This is a genomic window from Pseudoalteromonas sp. S558 (assembly GCF_005886635.1).
Lineage (GTDB): Bacteria > Pseudomonadota > Gammaproteobacteria > Enterobacterales > Alteromonadaceae > Pseudoalteromonas > Pseudoalteromonas aliena.
This window is the reverse complement of the sequence record NZ_PNDU01000038.1, coordinates 21,499-40,568: the sequence shown is the minus strand read 5'-3', so window position 1 is coordinate 40,568 and position 19,070 is coordinate 21,499. Positions and strand designations below refer to the sequence as shown.

Genomic DNA, 19,070 nt, shown 5'->3' with positions numbered 1-19,070 from the left:
TGATTATTTCTTGCTAACAGCTGCTACAACTTTATCAGATAAATCAGTTACTTTTTTAGGATTAAAGTAAATAGTTGTGTCTTTTACTTTAACTTCATCAAAGTCGCCATCTTTAGCAATTTCTTCAATCGTTGTAATAATTAAACCTTGAACTTTCGCCAGTTCTTGGTTTTGGCGTGTTTTTATTTCTTGCTCTAAAGGACGACCTTTTTCGGCAAGGTTTTTTTGCATGCCTTGAATTTTATCACGCAGTGTATCTTTTTGAGCTTGGCTCATCGTTGTACTTTCGCGCTTAAACTTCTCGGCTTCAAAACGAATATCGCCTTGTAGTTTTTCAAGCTCTTGACGACGCTCTGCAAACTCTGATTGTAATGATTGTTCAATTTTAGCCATCTGAGGAAGCTGCTTGTAGATTTCTTGCATATCCACTATGCCTACTTTATGTGCTAGTGCACTTGCAGAAGTACCCATCATTAACGTTGCTAAAACAGCTACTGCTGTAGATTTAAATAATTTAGTCATAAAAAACTCCTTTAGAAAGTATTACTAATATTAAAACTAATTGTTTTTGTATCGTCATCTTCTTCTTTTTGCAATGGATACGCAAAACTAATCAGCATTGGACCCATTGGGGAGATCCACTGTAGTGATAAACCGGTTGAAATCCTAAAACGCATCGGATCTGAATAATCATCTAGCTTAGCACGCTGATCAACTTCTAAATTTTGAAAACGATCGACGTTAAACTCTGTATCCCATACGTTTGCAGCGTCAACAAAGAAACTCGTACGAACTGAGCTCGTGTTATCCTCATCTAAAAACGGTGTAGGAACAATTAATTCCATACCAGCCACTGCTTTAGCATTACCACCTATTCGACCTTGAGCTGATAATACATCAAACTCAGATGCGCCGCCTATAGTACCAGTTGTAACGCCATCAGGATCCGGTGTACCTGGAATCGATAGTGGTCTACGAGATACTGCACGGGGTAAGATTGTATTTCGGTCAAAACCTCGTAATTCCATTTCAGTAATGCGGAAATACTCTTGAAACGGCAACGTTTGATCGAACCCGTTTGTTGAACCATAGCCATTACCATAACCAAGCGCGGCACGTGTTGAAAACACCCAGCGGTGATCATTTGAAATTGGCCAGTAAAAACGCGAATCATAGTTCAATTTAAAATATTGAAGATCTGAGTTAGGCGTTGTTGCTGTTAGATTCAAGGTTTGGCGCGAGCCCGCAGTTGGAAATAAACCACGATTTACAGTAACACGAGACCAACCTACGCTTAACTCATATTTAGTAAAGTCGAAACCCTTATCTGGGTTATCTTTATCTATGAAGGTTTCACGAAGTACTCGTGTTTGCTCATATTCAGCAATATCCGACAGTTCTTCTTGTATCCAACGCACCCCAAAATTAATACGATTAATCGCATCAATTGGGAAACCTATATTTGTACCAAGCCCGTAGCTTTTTGATTTATAATCAATAAGGCTAAATGCACTTGCATCATAGTTACTATAAAAAATACTACTACCTTGCGATACACCATCAGGCGTAAAGTATGGGTCTGTATAAGATACACTTACGCGTTCAGAGCCCTTAGAAGTATTTATATTAAAACCAATTTGGTTACCAGTACCTAAAAAGTTAGATTCTGTCACGCCAATATTAAATTGTAGCCCTTGGTAAGAACCATAAGCAAGACCTGCGTTAAAGCTACCTGCCGACTGCTCTTTAACAGTAAAGTCAACGTCAACTTGGTCGTCAACACCTGGCACTGGCACTACATTAAAGTCAACTTTTTCCATGTAGGCTAAACGCTGAATTTGTAACTTTGAACGTTCTAGGTTTTGATTAGATAACCAAGCACCTTCTAGTTGAGTCATTTCACGGCGCAACACTTCATCTGATGTATTTTGATTACCACCTACAATGATTCGGCGCACATATACACGTTTACCTGGATTAACAGACAGTGTTAACTGTACTTCTTGCTTTTCGTCATCAATTTCAGGGATTGTACGAACTTCAGCATTAGCATAACCAAATCGTGCTAAATAACTCTTAATGAACTCTTCAGAAGACGTAACAACAGAGCCGTTATATAACTCTCCAGCTCTGAGTGGAATTACACTTTTAATTAAATCTTCACGACCAAGTAAATCGCCTATAAAATCAAAACCTTTGACTTTATATTTAACACCTTCCGTTAAATTGGCTGTAACGTAAACAGACTCACGCTCCGGACTCACAGACACTTGTGTTGAGTCAATATTAAAACGAAGATACCCACGGTCTAAATAAAAACTGCGAATTTTTTCTAGATCGCCTTCAACTGTTTGCTTTTGGTAACGATCGCTACCCATAAACTGCCACCAAGGCAAATCTTGCTGAGACTCAGCAAGTTTAAGCAGATCTTCATTTGAAAAAAGTTCATTACCCACTAGGTTAATTTGGCGAATAGATGCCGCATCACCCTCATCAAACTCTAATTTAAGTTTAACGCGGTTACGTGGCAATTTAGTCACGCTAATATCAACTTTAGCGTTGTATTTACCGATACTGTGGAAAAACTCAACTAGGCCTTTTTCAATATTATCTATAACTGTCTGATCTAGGGGTTCACCTTGGCGAATATCTTGCTGGCCTAACGACTCATTAAGCTGCTCATCTTTTATATCTTTATTGCCTTCAAATTCTATAAAGCTAATAGTTGGACGTTCAGTTACTTTAAAAACAACGTTATTGCCATCGCGAAGCGCTTTTATATTATCAAAGTGTCCTGAGCGATAAAGTGACTTTATTGTTTTTGAAATCGTATAGTCATCTACATTATCGCCCACATTGATAGGAATATGCGTTAACGCAGCACCCAGTGCTACACGCTGTAAACCTTCAACTTTTAGATCTTCAACAATAAAGGAGTTTTGGCCTAGGGCTGCAAAACTTGCCCCTAATAAACTTGTCATTGCCAAATGTTTTTTTATAGCCATTTTATTATCTTTATCCTATACAACTGTATTACCGCTCAACACCTCTACTTAGAGATATTTTACAATCGAGTTCTAATTAGTAATTGGTCACGTTGCAACTACAAACGCGATACATCATTGAACAAAGCGAAACATGTTAGAAAAATGAGCAATAAAGCACCCACTTTAAAACCAAACTCTTGTGTCTTTTCAGAGACTGGCTTTTTACGTAAAAGTTCAATTATGTAATACATTAAGTGTCCACCATCAAGCACTGGCAGGGGTAATAAATTGAATACACCCAAGTTAACGCTTATCAGTGCCAAAAAGCTCAAAAAGGCAACTAAACCATAGCTTACGCTAGTTCCTGCGCCTACTGCAATACCCACCGGACCACTTAAGTTTTTAACCGAAACCTGACCTGTAATTAAATTACCTATCATGTCAAAGCTAAGGGTAATCAAACGCCATGTTTCTTGTGTGCCGCGAACAATACTATCGAGTGGACCGTACTGTCTAGTCTCTACGTAACCATCAGGCCATTGCTGAACGACTGGGGCTACACCTAAAAAACCTTGTTCCATGCCGTTATTATCAATACGAGCTTGAGGCGTTACAGCTATTACTTTTATACTATCTTGTCTTTTTACACTAAATTGTAAAGATTTGTTAGCCGATTGCGTAATAAGATTAACTAATTGCTGCCAATTGCTTATTGTTTCGCCATTTACAGCCAATATTGTATCGTTAACCTGCAAATTTGCATGTTCTGCCGCTGAATTTTTAGTCACTGCCGCTATCGTTAGTGTTGCTTGTGGCCTAAAGGGCACTATGCCCAGTGAGCTTAACGGTGGCACATCTTGTTGATCTAATTTCCAACCATCTAAATTAAGCGTTTTAACTCTTGGTTGAAGGTTTTCATCTCGAACCGTTACCTCAACACTTTGCCCACCTAAGCTAGACATCAATGCAAATGTGGCGTCTTGCCATGTTGCTATATCATTATCACCAATTTTAATAATTTGCTGGCTTGGCATTATGCCCGCTTGCTCTGCGCGACTGCCTTGAGTAACACTGCCAACAACAGGCTTAACGGATTGCACACCCACCATATACATCACAGCTAGTGCAAAAATAGCAAACAAGAAGTTAGCCATAGGACCTGCGGCAACGATAGCGATACGCGCCTGAACCGATTTTGCATTAAAAGATAAATGCCGTTGACTCTGCGCTACTTCATCAACGCGCTCATCTAGCATCTTTACATAACCACCCAATGGAATAGCGGCAATTACATATTCAGTATCGTATTTATCGCGCCATTTCAATAAGGGCTTTCCAAAACCAATAGAAAAACGCAGTACTTTAACACCCGCCTTACGCGCCACCCAAAAATGACCATACTCATGCACTGTAACTAAAATACCGAGAGCGAGAATAAATGAGCCGAGATTCCAAAAAAAATCAAACATATTAATGCGCCACTGTTGTTATAAACTCTAAAGCGCTAATGCGCGCTAACTTATCGCACTCTAGAATTTCATCTAGGCTTTGCACATTGGTATACGTTGCAGCGTCGAGCGTCTTTGCATTTATTGTGTATATATCGGTAAAGCCAATTTTACCGTTTAAAAATGCATCTACAGCAATCTCATTTGCTGCATTAACGGTTGTGGTTGCCCCTTGACCTGAACTACACGCATCAATCGCCAACTGTAAATTCGGGTAACGAGTAAAATCAGGTTTAGTAAACGAAAAATCACAAATATCAGAAAAGTCTAACGGCTTAACGCCTGCATCAATTCGCTCAGGGTATGCTAGCGCATGCGCTATGGGTGTACGCATGTCTGGGTTACCCATTTGCGCTAAAATAGAACCATCGTGATATTGCACCATTGAGTGAATAATACTTTGCGGGTGGATAACCACATCAATATCGTTTGCATCACAATTAAACAGCCATTTGGCTTCAATAAACTCTAAGCCTTTGTTCATCATAGTGGCTGAATCAACTGATATTTTTTGACCCATAGACCAATTAGGATGCGCTACCGCTTCATTCACAGTGACATTTTTAAGGGTATTGATATCACGAGTTAAAAACGGGCCACCAGAGCCGGTAAGCAAAATTTTACTTACGCCGTGCTGTTGTAAATGTTGATCGCCTTTGGCATTTTGTAATGAAGCAGGAAGACATTGAAAAATTGCATTATGTTCACTATCGATTGGCAGCAAAGTGGCTTTGTGCTGTTTAACTTTATCGATAAACAACTGACCAGACATAACTAATGATTCTTTATTAGCAAGCAACACTTTTTTACCCGCCTCAACGGCACTCAATGTAGGCATTAAGCCCGCAGCACCAACAATTGCCGACATAACAATATCAACATCAGGATGAGCACATAAATCGCTCATTGCTTGAACTGAGTGCATTACCAAAGTTTGACACTGAGTATTAGCTAAGTATGAAGATAACTGCTCAGCGGCTTGCTGCGTTGCCATAATTGCATACATAGGCTGATGTTCAATACACAACTCAGCCATTTTTTTTGCGTTTTGCCCTGCAGTTAAGGCAAACACATCATATAACTCTTTATTTCGCGATACGACATCAAGTGTACTTAAACCAATTGAACCCGTGGCGCCTAAAATAACCAGTAATTGCCTATGGCTCATAAACTCAGTGTCCACGCGTAGCACATCACAAACATTGGAGCCGCAGCCGTTAAGCTATCAATTCGGTCTAAAATACCACCATGCCCAGGTAAGCAGCTGCCACTGTCTTTAAGGCCCGCTTCGCGTTTAAACATGCTTTCAAGCAAGTCACCAACTGCAGAAAATAAAGCTATAAATGCAGTCATAATCGCATACACAGGCCAAACAACTAAATCAACATCAGTAAAATGGCAAAATATTAATACAAATATAATTGATGCAACAACACCGCCTGCTAACCCTTCAATTGTTTTGTTTGGGCTTACTTTAGGCATTAATTTATGCTTACCGAAGCTCTTACCTGTAAAGTATGCACCTACATCAGCACTCCATACAATTCCTAACACAACTAAAATAAGCATGGAGCCAAAATGAGTCGACTCTGCATATTGCGCGCTACGTAATGTGTTAAGTGCAAGCCACAATGGGACAAGCGTCAATAAGCCAGCAATGCCGCGCATAACTAAGCCTTCATTCCACGCTTTAGCCATCGATGGGTAACGCCATACTAAATAGCTAGCAACAATCCACCAAGCAAATGCCAGTGTAAATACATAATTTGCATCCCCAACAAGTTTACCATTTTGCCATAATGCATCTATTGGCCAATGTAAATTAAGCAGTGCGAGTAACACACCAACTAAAATAACAAACGCGCCTCTTTTAAGCTTACCGCATAAGCCCATAAAAGCAGACCATTCCCATGCTCCCAATAACACGATTGCACCAGCAAAATAACTAAATAACGTAAGCGGTGTATAAAAAACCAAAGCCAGTGCTAAAGGTGCTAGCACGAGTGAGGTTAAAATTCGTTGTTTTAACAAAATGTGACCCTTATTCTTTTAGTTTTGAGCGAGTAATTGTTTTATTTGTTCGCCCGTACAACCAAAACGTCGCTCTCTGGCAACGTAACATGCAATGGCTTCAGCAAATGCTGCTTCATTAAAATCAGGCCAAAGTGTGTCGGTAAAGTAAAGTTCGGCGTAAGCTGCTTGCCATAGTAAAAAGTTACTAATACGAACATCGCCACCTGTACGAATGAGTAAATCAGGTTCAGCCTGATCTGCCATGCTCATATGCTGCGCTAAACGCTCTTCGGTAATATCGTTTGCATTGAGCTCGCCTTTTGCCACTTGCAAAGCAAGTTGTTTCGCAGCGTTAGCCATATCCCAACGACCACCATAGTTAGCTGCTACATTTAAACACAACCCCGTATTGTTCTCTGTCAGCTCTTGTGCAGAATATACTTTACTACGCAAGCTCTCCGAGAATCGTGATAAGTCTCCAATAATGATTAGTTTTACATTATTTTTATGAAGCTTTTTCACTTCTTTTGTTAAAACAAACAAAAAGAGCTCCATCAAAGTATTCACTTCGTCTTCAGGGCGGCGCCAGTTTTCACTACTAAAAGCAAATAAGGTTAACGATTGTATCCCTAATTTAGTACAAAACTGAACTGATTGACGCACAGCGTCCACACCTTTTTTATGCCCATATACACGAGGTCTGTTTCTAGCTTGTGCCCAACGTCCATTTCCATCCATGATGATGGCAACGTGTTTAGGTAAACATTGCTGTGAAATTGTATCAGCGTCTAGAGCCATAAATATCGAGTATTCCATAAAAAAACGCCGCCTAGTATACCCCAGACGGCGTTTCAAAACTAATAATTTTAGTTGCTTAGATTTCCATCAATTCTGTTTCTTTGGCAGCTAATAGCGTATCCATTTCTTTAATAAACTTATCAGTAAGTTTTTGAATCGCATCATCTGATTGACGCGCTTCATCTTCTGATATGTCTTTATCTTTTAATAACGCTTTTACATCGCCATTAGCATCGCGACGAATATTACGAACAGCAACACGACCGCCTTCAACTTCAGCGCGTACAATTTTGATTAAGTCTTTACGACGTTCCTCGGTCAGTGGAGGAAGTGGTACACGAATAACAGTACCTGCTGACATAGGGTTTAAGCCTAAGTCAGACGCCATAATCGCTTTTTCAACAGCTTGCGCTAAAGACTTATCAAACACACCAATAGCCAGTGTGCGAGAGTCTTCAATTGTTACATTAGCAACTTGGTTTAAAGGCGTTGGTGCACCGTAGTACGACACCATAATGCCATCTAAGATAGCTGGATGTGCACGGCCAGTACGAATTTTAGATAATTGGCTACCTAGTGCAGTTACACTTTTTTGCATGCGCGCTTGCGCGTCTTTTTGAATATCGTTAATCACGGTTTAATCCTAATTATTTGATTATTTCATCTGAGGCTTGTGAAGAAATAAGGGTTCCCTCTTCTTCACCCATAATTACGCGTTTTAACGCGCCTGATTTATTCATGTTAAATACGCTCAATGGCATATTGTGATCGCGGGCCAAAGTAAATGCCGCTAAATCCATAACTTTTAATTCTTTTTCAATAATTTCATTGTAGCTTAGGTGGCGATAAAGCGTTGCTTCTGGGTTTTTAACAGGATCATCACTGTAAACACCATCTACTTTAGTTGCTTTGATTACGGTATCGGCTTCAATTTCTATACCACGTAAGCACGCAGCTGAGTCAGTCGTGAAAAACGGATTACCCGTACCTGCTGCAAAAATAACAACACGGCCCGTTTTTAACAAGCTAATTGCTTCTGCCCAATTGTATGCATCACACACACCATTAAGCGGAATAGCCGACATTAAACGACAATTTACAAATGCACGGTGTAGCGCATCACGCATTGCAAGGCCATTCATAACCGTCGCAAGCATACCCATATGGTCGCCAACGACACGATTCATACCGGCTTCGGCCAGTGAACCACCACGTAAAAAGTTACCACCGCCTATCACTAAACCCACTTCTACGTCGAGTTCTACTAGCTCTTTAATCTCTTGTGCCATACGGTCTAAAACTTTAGGGTCGATGCCGAAGCCTTCGTCTCCCATTAAAGCTTCACCACTTAATTTAAGAAGAACACGTCTAAAAATAGGTTTGCGATTGATAGTCATAGTATTGGGGCCAACTTTTATTGAATTATGGATAAAAAATAACCGCGCTTATGTTAAACATAAAAGCGCGGTTATTTTAAAGAATTTCTAGCTGTGAAGCAAAACCAAATAGTACTTTAATTGCATCTAATTTCCTTTTGCATCACAAATAGTAATCTTACTTAGCTTTAGCAGCAGCAATTTGAGCAGCAACTTCAGCAGCAAAATCTTCTTCTTTCTTCTCGATACCTTCACCAACTTCTACACGTACGAAGCTAGTAACTGTTGCGTTTTTCTCTTTAAGAATATCGCCAACAGATTTTTTAGGTTCCATGATGAAAGCTTGACCAGTAAGAGAAACCTCACCAGTAAATTTCTTCATACGACCAACAACCATCTTCTCAGCGATTTCAGCAGGCTTGCCTTCGTTCATCGCGATTTCGATTTGTACTTGCTTTTCTTTTTCAACAACATCAGCTGGAACATCTGAAGGTGTTAAGTATTCAGGGCTAGATGCAGCAACGTGCATTGCAACGTGCTTAAGTGTTTCTTCATCAGCAACACCTGCAACAACAACACCGATACGATCGCCATGACGGTACTCAACTAGGTTTTCACCTGTTACGTACTGTAGACGACGTACATTGATGTTTTCACCAATTTTAGTCACTAGCTCAACACGGTCTTCTTCAAACTTAGCTTGTAAGTCTTCGATAGAGATAGTGTCAGCAATTGCAGCGTCAGCAACTTTATTAGCAAATGCTAAGAAGCTTACGTCTTTTGCAACGAAGTCAGTTTGACAGTTAACTTCTACTAGTACTGCAACACCCGCGTTTTGCTTGATGATGATAGTACCTTCAGCAGCAATGTTACCTGCTTTTTTAGCAGCTTTAGCAGCGCCACTTTTACGCATATTTTCAATCGCTAACTCGATGTCGCCATCAGTTTCAGTCAACGCTTTTTTACAATCCATCATGCCAGCGCCTGTGCGCTCGCGTAATTCTTTAACTAGGGCAGTAGTTACAGCCATTAGTAAATCCTCAAATCTGAATTCTGGTTTAGATAAGCGGGTTACCCGCTCTACAAGAATAGCAAGTCTTCACCTTAAAAAGATGAAGACTTGATGACAGCTAATTACTCAGCTTCTACGAAGTCGTCTTTCTCAGCTTGAGCAACGATGTTATTCTCGCGGCCTTCAGTGATAGCAGTAGCAACAGCACTTGTGTAAAGGCTTACTGCACGGATAGCATCATCGTTACCAGGTACGATGAAATCAACACCGTCTGGGTTAGAGTTAGTATCAACGATTGCAACAACTGGAATACCTAGGTTGTTAGCTTCACGGATAGCAATGTGCTCGTGATCAGCATCGATAACGAAAAGCGCGTCTGGAAGACCGCCCATGTTTTTGATACCACCAAGGCTTTTTTCAAGCTTGTCCATTTCGCGGTTAAGCATTAACGTTTCTTTCTTAGTTAATTTCTCGAAAGTTCCGTCTTGGCTTTGGATTTCAAGGTCTTTAAGACGCTTGATTGATTGACGAACTGTTTTCCAGTTAGTCAACATACCACCTAACCAACGGTGATTTACGTAATACTGGTCGCTCGCGATAGCTGCTTCTTTAACTGCTTCGCTTGCTGCGCGCTTAGTACCAACGAAAAGAACTTTACCTTTGTTTGCTGCAGCACCAGTTAAAAACTTAAGTGCGTTGTTGAACATTGGTACAGTTTGCTCAAGGTTGATGATATGTACACGGTTACGTGTGCCGAAGATGAAAGGCTTCATCTTAGGGTTCCAGTAACGTGCTTGGTGACCAAAGTGAACACCAGCTTGAAGCATATCGCGCATTGAAACGTTTGCCATTTTATAGATCCTCTATAGTTGTTTAGGGTTAGGCCTCCACATATCCCATAGCACCAACACCGAAGTAATTAAACTTCAAATGCACCCAAGTGTATGTGACGATACGTGTGTGTGTTAAAATCAAATTGTGTTTGCCTTAAATACAAAAAATCATTTAAGAATTTATTTGTAAAAAGACGGCGCGCTTTATACCATATTAAAAACAAATACTCAACATCGCGTGCAAAAATTATGCAGCGATAAATGTTAAAAACTCAACTTTGGAGCCTCAATGAGCGCTATTATCAAGACCCCTGAAGAAATAGAGAAAATGCGTGTAGCTGGGCGCTTAGCAGCCGATGTACTCGAAATGATCGGCCCACATGTAGTGCCAGGAATTACCACCGATGAGCTAAATACAATTTGTCATGATTATATTGTTAATGTGCAACAAGCAATCCCTGCTCCATTAAATTATCATGGCTTTCCAAGATCAGTTTGTACGTCAGTTAATCATGTTATTTGTCACGGAATTCCAAATGACAAAGCATTAAAAGATGGCGATAGCGTAAATATTGACGTAACAGTCATTAAAGATGGCTACCACGGCGATACATCTAAAATGTTCCACGTTGGTACACCCAACATTCAAGGCAAACGTCTTGCAGAAGTAACCCAAGAAAGCTTATATCTGGCAATTAAAATGGTAAAACCAGGTGTGCGTTTAGGTGATATTGGCGAAGCAATTCAAAAATATGCAGAGAGCTTTAATTACTCAATTGTCCGTGAATATTGTGGCCACGGTATTGGCGCAGGATTTCATGAAGAACCACAAATAATGCATTACGGCAAAGCCGGTACTGGTGAAGCCTTAAAAGCAGGTATGTGTTTAACTATTGAACCTATGGTGAATGCGGGTAAACGTCAATGTAAGCTTCTTAAAGATGATTGGACTGTAGTAACACGCGACCGTAGTTTGTCAGCGCAGTGGGAACATACTTTATTAGTGACTGAAAATGGTGTTGAAATTTTAACGCTACGAAATGATGAAACTATTGCCCGAGTTCATAAGCACTTATAAAATAACTAAAAATAAGTATATAAAAAATATCAGCTCAAATTGAGCTGGTATTTTTTATATAAACACAACTATTTATGAAATAACTTACTCGAAAATAGTTTTATCAACGCAGACCACAACCAAGCAATTAAGGTTAATATTATAACTGCTACAATAGACATGGGAGCTCCCTCACCATATTCTGGTTGATAAAAAACGTTATTATAAATAAGATCGAATAAGTAAAAGATAGAAAAAGAAATTAATATTATAATTATATTAAACTTTAAAAAATTAGCTTCCCTTTGTTTATAACTAACACCAGCAAGCACTACCAACATAATCATAAGTGCGATATAAAACATTTATTACTCCTTATTAAACGACACTATAAACAAGGTTGTGTGTAGTAATTACAACCACCACCTGTGCATACCATCATTTGCACTAAGCAAGATGGAAAGGTACCAGGGCCGTTGCCATCACCTCCTCCGATACAACTACTTTGTCCAGAGTCACATACTGAAGGATCTATGCCATTATTAATAAATTGACTATAGTCACCTTTTAAATTAATACAATCAGCGGGTTTTCCTTGGCAATAGGCAATTAATGCACTCTGATTATTCTTAACTGCTGCATAATAACCATCGGCTAATTGATCTAAAAGAGCTTTATACACAGCTACTGTAACAGGACTATCTATTAATATGTCAGTTCTTATTTCAGCTAATAAAGTAAAATTCGCCCTTTCCATTTTTTCCAAAAACCTAAAGTCACATTGAGATTTACTAGTATAAGTACCGTAACATTGATCATGAATAGCGCAAGCTTGACCATAATGAAGATCAGGGATCAATGGATCAGACCAATGGATCAGACCAATGTGTTGGAGTGCCGCAGCTCTCTGATGTTTCTGTGCGAAAAGAACGTTGAAAGATTTCTTGATCATGAAGTGATTCAATTCTTTCATATTCCTCTCGAAATAAAAGAGTAAATATTCTAAACAACGTCTCTTCATCTTTACTTAAGCCTATAAGCTCAGCATTTTGAATTTTTTTAATCGAATTTTTTTGCAAGTTAAATAAGTAACGATCTCCATTAATTTTATCTATACAACTTGCTGAGTCTTCCTTACAAAAATATACTGCCTCATACGTAAGGTTTCTATTAATTTTATAAACATATTGACTATTTTGTTCATTGATTCCAAATGATTGCAGTTCACTTTCCTTAACTAGAATAGCCCATGCTTGACTACAAAAAAAACTAGCAAATATAAATACAAATAAATTTTCCATTGTAAAATTCCTTTATATTAGAAAACCAAATTAACTATAATAGGTACAAACTAACTCTGCAATTAAAATTTATCGACTGTCGTAATCTGCCTTCTTTAAATTAGTTAACGTTACAACTCTTTACTCAAGAATTTGTTATAATTACAATGTGTTCAGTTCTCGCATTTTTTTCTAATTTAGTGTAAAAACGGTCATTACTAATTGTTTCTGCTATTAAGATAATACGGAGCCTAGGTGGCATTACCCAACAAAGTAAAGAAGTTGCTTAGCGATGCTGAGCAACTGAGTGATTATCGCGATTGTTCTAGCTATTTTTATAAATGGTTACATAACGAATTTTCGAAACAACCCGTTGGGAATTTAATTAATGCTCGGGCTGAGTTTATTGACCGCCTACTCATTAAACTATTCCATGTTTATGGTTTAGCACACGAACCTGACCTTGCACTAATTGCTGTTGGTGGCTATGGGCGCGGCGAACTGCACCCATACTCAGACATCGATTTTTTATTGCTTGTTACTCAACAACCAAGCGAAAATGTTTGCGAAAAAATTGGCCAGTTTGTCACCATGCTGTGGGATCTCAATTTAGAGATAGGCCATAGCGTGCGTACTATAGAGCAAGCTATTGAACAAAAGCGTGAAGACGTAACCTTTGCTACCAGCTTGCTCGAAAGCCGCCTTATTTTTGGTAATCATATTGAGTTTGAAAAACTCAAAACATTTGTACTTGAAACGCCAGTTTGGGGCTCTAGTGACTTTTTTGTTGCCAAAGTGCAAGAACAAAATTTACGCCATAGAAAATGCCACGGCACGGCCTATAACCTTGAACCAAATATCAAAGAAAACCCTGGCGGCCTTCGCGATTTACAAACTATTATTTGGGTTGCCAAAAAACACTTTAGAGCCGAGACCTTGCAAGAGCTTATAAATCATGGCTACCTTACTCACGAAGAGTTTCAAGAGCTCTCAGAGTGCAGAGAAAATCTGTGGAATATTCGTTTTGCGCTGCATTTAGCCGCTGAACGTTCTGAGAATCGCTTATTATTCGATCATCAACCGCAAGCCGCTGAAATACTGGGTTTTGGTAGCGATGGTAAAGCATCAGTTGAGCGTATGATGAAGCGCTTATTTAGAATTATGAGTCGCGTGCGTGAGTTAAATCAAATGCTGCTTTCATACTTTGAGCAAAGTATCAGCCCTCAAAATAGTGAAAACCAAGCAGTAGAACTCGACAGAAACTTTGAGCAAATAGGCCATCAAATAAGAGTAAAAGATCCATCCGTATTCTTTAGGCGCGACCAACTCTTTGTATTGTTTGAGCACATAGCCGATAACCCAACAATAACGCATATTTACCCAAGCACCATCAGAACTATTCGCCAAGTTCGCCGTCGTTTATTGGGAGACTTACAAGACTACGCGGCCTGTCGTGAAGCCTTTTTACGCTTAGTTAAGCATCCTAACGGTATGGGCCGCGCATTTACGCTCATGCACAAGCACGGCATGCTTGCCGCCTACTTACCCCAGTGGCGTAATATATTTGGACAAATGCAATTTGATTTATTTCATGCATATACAGTAGATGAACATACCCACAAGCTAATCAAAAATATTTACCAATACTTTGATAAAACCGGTATTAGCGAGTTTCCTATTTGCAGTGAAATCGTGACTCGAATGGACAAGCCAGAGCTGCTTTATTTAGCGGGTATTTTTCATGATATAGCAAAAGGGCGTGGTGGCGATCACTCAGAACTTGGTGCCGTTGATGCTATTGCATTTGCTAAACTACATGGCTTTTCATCGGCTGATGCAAAGTTAATTGCATGGCTTGTAAGTAATCATTTACTTATGTCGGTTACCGCTCAGCGTAAAGACATTAACGATCCAGGTGTTATTAAAGATTTTGCTACGCGGATAAAAACAGAGCGTCAACTCGACTATTTATATTGTTTAACCGTTGCAGATATACGTGCAACCAACGACAACTTATGGAATGATTGGAAAAACACCCTGCTGCGTGAGCTTTACCTACATACACAACGGGCGTTACGTTTAGGGCTTGAAAACCCAATGGACCAACGCGACCAAATTCGCGATAAAAAACACCAAGCTAAACAGCGCCTTCTTAACTTAGGTTATCAAGAAGAAAAGATTGATTTAATTTGGAGCCGTTTTAAAGCGAACTATTATACCGCTTTTAGTGAACAACAAATATCGTGGCAAAGTGAGCACTTGTTAAGTAGTACTGATTTAAGCCAACCGAGTGTTATTGTGTCGAATAAGGCAATGCATGGCGGAACACAAGTGTTTGTATACAGCCCTTATTCTAGCGTATTATTTGCTCGTTTAGTCAGTGTAATTGGCTCTAAAAAAGCGCAAATACAACACGCACAAGTTCTAACCACTAAAGATGGCTATGTACTGTTTAGCTTTGTAATACTAGAAGTAAATGGTCAACCTATCGCCAGCGGCCGTGCGCAATCAATTAAACGAGGACTTGAACAAGCACTTAACGATCCACGTAAAAAAATACGTTTTAAAAAGAACCGTTCACAACGCTTTAAAGACTTTAATATAAAACCTAAAATAATTCTGCGCCCACATGCACGTAAAGACCGCAGTTTAATAGAAATTCAAGCGGTCGATATACAAGGTTTGTTAACCAAAATAGCCGAAGTTTTCCAAGCGCATTTATTACACATTCACGCTGCCCGTATTACAACGGTAGGTGAACGTGCCGAGGATTTCTTTGTCGTATCTAATAACGAATACCAAGCGCTGACCGATGAAGAGCAAGCAAAAATTCATCAGGCATTACGTAAAAAATTCAACGCCGAAACAGAATAGAGGACACACATGTCAGATTTAAAAACGATGATCGAAAACGCATGGGACAACCGCGATAGCATTAGCCCAAGCACCGTATCTAGCGATGTAAAACAAGCTATTATTGATGCACTTGATTTACTTGATAGTGGCGCAGCACGCGTTGCTGAAAAAATATCGGGGGAATGGGTTGTACACCAGTGGCTTAAAAAAGCCGTGTTACTGTCGTTTCGTATTCGCGACAACCAACCAATGAACGACGGCGTAAACCAGTTTTACGACAAAGTACCGCTTAAATTTAGCGACTATACACCGGAGCAGTTTCAGCAAGGCGGTATGCGCGTAGTACCCAATGCGGTAGCACGTAAAGGCAGCTTTGTAGGTAAAAACGTCGTACTTATGCCATCGTACGTAAATATTGGTGCCTACGTTGACGACGGCACCATGGTTGATACATGGGCGACTGTAGGCTCGTGTGCACAAATTGGTAAGAACGTACATTTATCTGGTGGCGTAGGCATAGGTGGCGTTTTAGAGCCTCTACAAGCTAACCCAACTATCATTGAAGACAACTGTTTTATTGGCGCACGTTCTGAAATTGTTGAAGGCGTAATTGTTGAAGAAGGCGCAGTAATTTCAATGGGCGTTTACATCAGCCAAAGTACCCGTATTTACGACCGTGAAACGGGTGAAATTCACTACGGCCGCGTACCAGCAGGCGCTGTAGTTGTACCAGGCGCACTACCATCAAAAGATGGTACGCATAGTCTTTACGCTGCAATTATCGTGAAAAAAGTAGATCAGCAAACACGCGAAAAAGTAGGCATCAACGCCCTACTACGCTCAATTGATGAGTAACACGTAGGTTGGGTTGAGTGAAACGAAACCCAACGATACTTTGAAGTTAAGTGTTTTAGCTGAACTTTAATTGTATGTAGAAAAGCTCTAAGCCCTTTGGTTTAGGGCTTTTTATTAATTAAAAGGATTTATAATGTCTTCACTTTTAGACCTATCAAACTCAATAAAATCATCTATAACAGATAAAGTTACTCACCCTTTATTAGGTAGCTTTATTATATCTTGGTTTTTTTTCAACTGGAAAGCCGTTTATTTCATCTGCTTCTCAAATCTAGATGCTACTTATAAAATAAAAAGTATTACTGAAAATTACTCTGATTGGTGCCTGAATTTATTTACACCACTCATCTCTAGTCTAGTGCTTGTATTTTTGTTACCACTTTTTACTGCTGCTTACACACGCTTCATAGCCTATACTAAAGAGTTTCAAATGAAGTCACTTCCTGAGTTTTTCAAACCTCACCACCTAACTTTGGAAGATTCGAATTCATTAAGAGATTTCTATGAAACCGAATTTAATACTTTGAAAGAAGAACTTTCTAAAGCAAATGAAACTATCACAGACTACAGAACAAAAGATGAAAATATATTTAAAGAGTACAAGGACAAACTTAATAATGTGTTTGATTTATTTGCAGCTGTAGAGTTAGGTGAAAACATTTTAAAAAGCGAACTAGCAAACCATGAAATAGATAAAATAAGATTCTTAGAGCAATTTATAAGCTCCTCAGTGAATCATGAAAGCCTCCATCCAGATTCAGCATATATTTTAAAAAACAGTAAATCTTTAGATGCATGGGGATTTGAAAGCGATTTAATAGAAATTGAAGATGAAAGTGAAGATAAGATCAATATGATAAAAATAACTAGAAAAGGGGTTGAAGAGCTTTCTAACTTAAAGTTTGAAGCACTTAAAAAACACTACGATCTAAATTCAGTCAATAGCTTTAATGGGCGTGGCTTACATTAACTTATCAAGAAAAACTAAACCGTTGGGTTTCGCTTCTCTCAACCCAACCTACGGCGATAAGATTAACTTCGATCAGCTCGTCACTGATAGCTGACAACTAAACACTTCCATTAAACCAACAAAAGCACTTATAAAAATAAGTGCTTTTGTTGGTTTGCTCAATTAACTTTTTAATTACAGCGCGTTAAATACGTCGTCTGTTTTAGCTGCGCAAATAAAATCGTTTTTGTGTAGGCCTTTAATTGAATGGCTCCACCATGTAACCGTTACTTTGCCCCACTCGGTTAATAAACCTGGATGATGGCCTTCGTCTTCTGCCATGTCGCCTACTTTGTTAGTAAACGCGATAGCTTGCTTAAAGTTTTTAAATTTATAAACACGCTCAAGCTGCATAATGCCGTCGCGTACTTCTGGTACCCAGTCTGGGATTTTAGTAATTAATTGTGCTAACTCTTCGTCAGATACTTTTGGCGCATCTACATGACAGGCTTCGCATTTTTGTGCACTTAATGAAGACATTCTAAATCCTTACTTTTAGCTTTTGTAGCATTAATATTTAACTGGCTAATTTTTCTTTTGGTGGAAATTTTGGGTCGTGTAAACCAAGCTCTTTAGCTCGCTCAACCAAAGTCATAATATCCATTTGTGATATATCAAACAGATCATGAATCGAATTTATGGTGTAGTACTGTGGTTGCATAATATCAATACGGTACGGCGTACGCAGTACATCAAGCACATTCATTGGGCTGATTTCTGGCGTATTTGAGTATACGTACTGAGTCTCCCCTGGGCTTGATAAAATACCGCCGCCGTAAATACGCAGACCATCTTCGGTTTGCATTAAACCAAATTCAACCGTAAACCAGTATATACGCGCAAGGTATACGCGGTCTTTTTTCTGCGCTGCGTAACCTAATTGCCCGTACTTGTGTGTAAACTCGGCAAAGTCAGGATTAGTTAGCATGGCGCAGTGGCCAAATATTTCATGAAAAATATCTGGCTCTTGTAGGTAGTCAAATTCTTCGCGGCTACGAATAAATGTAGCTACCGGAAACTGCTTGTTTGCCAGTAATCTAAAAAACTCATCAAAGTCGATAAGTGCAGGTACTGGTGCAACTTGCCAACCGGTAGTGGCGAGTAATACGTCGTTTAGTTCGCTTAACTGCGGAATACGATCGTGCGGCAGGTTAATCTTTTTTAACCCTTGCATGTACTCGTTGCAGGCTTTGCCTTCAATGCATGCAAGTTGGCGCGCTACAAGCTCAGACCAAATTTTATTCTCTTCATCACTCCAGTGTATAACACCATTTTCGTCTGGTGTTTTGGATGTGTATTTACTTGCTTTAGCCATAAGTACCTTCTTGGGTGTGAGCCCTAAATCGGTGTCAGTGTGATACTCAAACCTATTGAATATCGAATGACCCCATACTATGCAAAAGTGAAGAAAAGTTTAATAGATAGGCTAATATCAGTATTTGGCGCGATCACCAAAATCGTAAACTTAAAATTACACCTGTGGCAC

At 39.4% G+C, this 19,070-nt stretch carries 19 protein-coding genes; 4 read left to right on the top strand and 15 right to left on the bottom strand.

Annotated elements, in window-relative coordinates; all coding sequences use genetic code 11:
* Positions 1 to 3 precede the first annotated feature (3 nt).
* From CWB66_RS03285 to rpsB, 10 genes are all read right to left on the bottom strand, one after another.
* Complete coding sequence (locus CWB66_RS03285; protein ID WP_077537424.1) at positions 4 to 522, bottom strand: OmpH/Skp family outer membrane protein; 519 nt, start codon at positions 520 to 522, stop codon at positions 4 to 6.
* An 11-nt stretch (positions 523 to 533) separates the two neighbouring features.
* A complete protein-coding gene (bamA, locus tag CWB66_RS03280; protein WP_138584324.1) occupies positions 534 to 3,005 on the bottom strand; it encodes an outer membrane protein assembly factor BamA in 2,472 nt (823 codons plus the stop codon).
* A gap of 98 nt (positions 3,006 to 3,103) precedes the next feature.
* Positions 3,104 to 4,456: a sigma E protease regulator RseP gene (gene rseP, locus CWB66_RS03275; protein WP_138584323.1), complete on the bottom strand. Its 1,353-nt coding sequence runs from the start codon at positions 4,454 to 4,456 to the stop codon at positions 3,104 to 3,106.
* A gap of 1 nt (position 4,457) precedes the next feature.
* Positions 4,458 to 5,663 (bottom strand): 1-deoxy-D-xylulose-5-phosphate reductoisomerase, encoded by a 1,206-nt coding sequence (ispC, locus tag CWB66_RS03270; protein WP_138584322.1) that lies wholly within the window; start codon positions 5,661 to 5,663, stop codon positions 4,458 to 4,460.
* Positions 5,660 to 6,526, bottom strand: a complete 867-nt coding sequence (locus CWB66_RS03265) for a phosphatidate cytidylyltransferase (protein WP_138584321.1) — start codon at positions 6,524 to 6,526, stop codon at positions 5,660 to 5,662. Before CWB66_RS03265 ends, ispC begins: the two co-directional genes overlap by 4 nt.
* 18 nt (positions 6,527 to 6,544) lie before the next feature.
* The gene (gene uppS / locus CWB66_RS03260) at positions 6,545 to 7,324 is read right to left on the bottom strand and encodes an undecaprenyl pyrophosphate synthase (RefSeq protein ID WP_077537419.1); all 780 of its coding nucleotides are present in this window, start codon (positions 7,322 to 7,324) and stop codon (positions 6,545 to 6,547) included.
* Positions 7,325 to 7,382: 58 nt separating this feature from the next.
* Positions 7,383 to 7,904: a ribosome recycling factor gene (gene frr, locus CWB66_RS03255; protein WP_220492750.1), complete on the bottom strand. Its 522-nt coding sequence runs from the start codon at positions 7,902 to 7,904 to the stop codon at positions 7,383 to 7,385.
* Between the two features lie 49 nt (positions 7,905 to 7,953).
* Positions 7,954 to 8,703: a UMP kinase gene (gene pyrH, locus CWB66_RS03250; RefSeq protein WP_077537417.1), complete on the bottom strand. Its 750-nt coding sequence runs from the start codon at positions 8,701 to 8,703 to the stop codon at positions 7,954 to 7,956.
* Positions 8,704 to 8,860: 157 nt separating this feature from the next.
* On the bottom strand, positions 8,861 to 9,712 hold the full coding sequence (gene tsf / locus CWB66_RS03245; protein WP_008168613.1) for a translation elongation factor Ts: 852 nt from the start codon (positions 9,710 to 9,712) through the stop codon (positions 8,861 to 8,863).
* A gap of 104 nt (positions 9,713 to 9,816) precedes the next feature.
* On the bottom strand, positions 9,817 to 10,545 hold the full coding sequence (rpsB, locus tag CWB66_RS03240) for a 30S ribosomal protein S2 (protein ID WP_077537416.1): 729 nt from the start codon (positions 10,543 to 10,545) through the stop codon (positions 9,817 to 9,819).
* 271 nt (positions 10,546 to 10,816) lie between these two features.
* Here rpsB and map point away from each other — a divergent pair, with 271 nt between their 5' ends.
* Positions 10,817 to 11,605 (top strand): type I methionyl aminopeptidase, encoded by a 789-nt coding sequence (gene map / locus CWB66_RS03235; protein ID WP_138584320.1) that lies wholly within the window; start codon positions 10,817 to 10,819, stop codon positions 11,603 to 11,605.
* 68 nt (positions 11,606 to 11,673) lie between these two features.
* Here the strand turns inward: map and CWB66_RS03230 are convergent, their stop codons facing one another.
* The 3 genes from CWB66_RS03230 to CWB66_RS03220 all read right to left on the bottom strand — a co-directional run bounded on the left by CWB66_RS03230 (position 11,674) and on the right by CWB66_RS03220 (position 12,885).
* On the bottom strand, positions 11,674 to 11,949 hold the full coding sequence (locus CWB66_RS03230) for a hypothetical protein (RefSeq protein ID WP_138584319.1): 276 nt from the start codon (positions 11,947 to 11,949) through the stop codon (positions 11,674 to 11,676).
* Positions 11,950 to 11,972: 23 nt separating this feature from the next.
* A complete protein-coding gene (locus CWB66_RS03225) occupies positions 11,973 to 12,341 on the bottom strand; it encodes a hypothetical protein (RefSeq protein WP_138584318.1) in 369 nt (122 codons plus the stop codon).
* A gap of 106 nt (positions 12,342 to 12,447) precedes the next feature.
* Complete coding sequence (locus CWB66_RS03220) at positions 12,448 to 12,885, bottom strand: hypothetical protein (protein WP_138584317.1); 438 nt, start codon at positions 12,883 to 12,885, stop codon at positions 12,448 to 12,450.
* Positions 12,886 to 13,119: 234 nt separating this feature from the next.
* On the opposite strand from CWB66_RS03220, the gene glnD reads away from it, so the two are divergent.
* The 3 genes from glnD to CWB66_RS03205 all read left to right on the top strand — a co-directional run bounded on the left by glnD (position 13,120) and on the right by CWB66_RS03205 (position 17,545).
* The gene (gene glnD / locus CWB66_RS03215) at positions 13,120 to 15,738 is read left to right on the top strand and encodes a [protein-PII] uridylyltransferase (protein WP_138584316.1); all 2,619 of its coding nucleotides are present in this window, start codon (positions 13,120 to 13,122) and stop codon (positions 15,736 to 15,738) included.
* A 9-nt stretch (positions 15,739 to 15,747) separates the two neighbouring features.
* Positions 15,748 to 16,575 (top strand): 2,3,4,5-tetrahydropyridine-2,6-dicarboxylate N-succinyltransferase, encoded by an 828-nt coding sequence (dapD, locus tag CWB66_RS03210; protein ID WP_138584315.1) that lies wholly within the window; start codon positions 15,748 to 15,750, stop codon positions 16,573 to 16,575.
* A 133-nt stretch (positions 16,576 to 16,708) separates the two neighbouring features.
* Positions 16,709 to 17,545, top strand: a complete 837-nt coding sequence (locus tag CWB66_RS03205; protein WP_138584314.1) for a hypothetical protein — start codon at positions 16,709 to 16,711, stop codon at positions 17,543 to 17,545.
* 174 nt (positions 17,546 to 17,719) lie between these two features.
* Here CWB66_RS03205 and CWB66_RS03200 read toward each other — a convergent pair whose 3' ends face one another.
* Together CWB66_RS03200 and phhA are read right to left on the bottom strand one after the other, a co-directional pair.
* Positions 17,720 to 18,064, bottom strand: coding sequence for a 4a-hydroxytetrahydrobiopterin dehydratase (locus CWB66_RS03200; protein ID WP_002958326.1), 345 nt, complete (start codon positions 18,062 to 18,064; stop codon positions 17,720 to 17,722).
* 37 nt (positions 18,065 to 18,101) lie between these two features.
* Complete coding sequence (phhA, locus tag CWB66_RS03195) at positions 18,102 to 18,899, bottom strand: phenylalanine 4-monooxygenase (protein ID WP_024590721.1); 798 nt, start codon at positions 18,897 to 18,899, stop codon at positions 18,102 to 18,104.
* Between the last annotated feature and the right edge of the window lie 171 nt (positions 18,900 to 19,070).

What these genes read in the sequence shown, in the direction of transcription:
- uppS (WP_077537419.1), bottom strand. Translation starts at nt 7,324, where the DNA reads ATGGAATACTCGATATTTATGGCTCTAGACGCTGATACAATTTCACAG.
- CWB66_RS03225 (WP_138584318.1), bottom strand. Translation starts at nt 12,341, where the DNA reads ATGGAAAGGGCGAATTTTACTTTATTAGCTGAAATAAGAACTGACATA.
- bamA (WP_138584324.1), bottom strand. Translation starts at nt 3,005, where the DNA reads ATGGCTATAAAAAAACATTTGGCAATGACAAGTTTATTAGGGGCAAGT.
- CWB66_RS03285 (WP_077537424.1), bottom strand. Translation starts at nt 522, where the DNA reads ATGACTAAATTATTTAAATCTACAGCAGTAGCTGTTTTAGCAACGTTA.
- pyrH (WP_077537417.1), bottom strand. Translation starts at nt 8,703, where the DNA reads ATGACTATCAATCGCAAACCTATTTTTAGACGTGTTCTTCTTAAATTA.
- frr (WP_220492750.1), bottom strand. Translation starts at nt 7,904, where the DNA reads ATGCAAAAAAGTGTAACTGCACTAGGTAGCCAATTATCTAAAATTCGT.
- tsf (WP_008168613.1), bottom strand. Translation starts at nt 9,712, where the DNA reads ATGGCTGTAACTACTGCCCTAGTTAAAGAATTACGCGAGCGCACAGGC.
- phhA (WP_024590721.1), bottom strand. Translation starts at nt 18,899, where the DNA reads ATGGCTAAAGCAAGTAAATACACATCCAAAACACCAGACGAAAATGGT.
- dapD (WP_138584315.1), top strand. Translation starts at nt 15,748, where the DNA reads ATGTCAGATTTAAAAACGATGATCGAAAACGCATGGGACAACCGCGAT.
- ispC (WP_138584322.1), bottom strand. Translation starts at nt 5,663, where the DNA reads ATGAGCCATAGGCAATTACTGGTTATTTTAGGCGCCACGGGTTCAATT.
- CWB66_RS03200 (WP_002958326.1), bottom strand. Translation starts at nt 18,064, where the DNA reads ATGTCTTCATTAAGTGCACAAAAATGCGAAGCCTGTCATGTAGATGCG.
- map (WP_138584320.1), top strand. Translation starts at nt 10,817, where the DNA reads ATGAGCGCTATTATCAAGACCCCTGAAGAAATAGAGAAAATGCGTGTA.
- rpsB (WP_077537416.1), bottom strand. Translation starts at nt 10,545, where the DNA reads ATGGCAAACGTTTCAATGCGCGATATGCTTCAAGCTGGTGTTCACTTT.
- rseP (WP_138584323.1), bottom strand. Translation starts at nt 4,456, where the DNA reads ATGTTTGATTTTTTTTGGAATCTCGGCTCATTTATTCTCGCTCTCGGT.
- CWB66_RS03220 (WP_138584317.1), bottom strand. Translation starts at nt 12,885, where the DNA reads ATGGAAAATTTATTTGTATTTATATTTGCTAGTTTTTTTTGTAGTCAA.
- CWB66_RS03230 (WP_138584319.1), bottom strand. Translation starts at nt 11,949, where the DNA reads ATGTTTTATATCGCACTTATGATTATGTTGGTAGTGCTTGCTGGTGTT.
- CWB66_RS03205 (WP_138584314.1), top strand. Translation starts at nt 16,709, where the DNA reads ATGTCTTCACTTTTAGACCTATCAAACTCAATAAAATCATCTATAACA.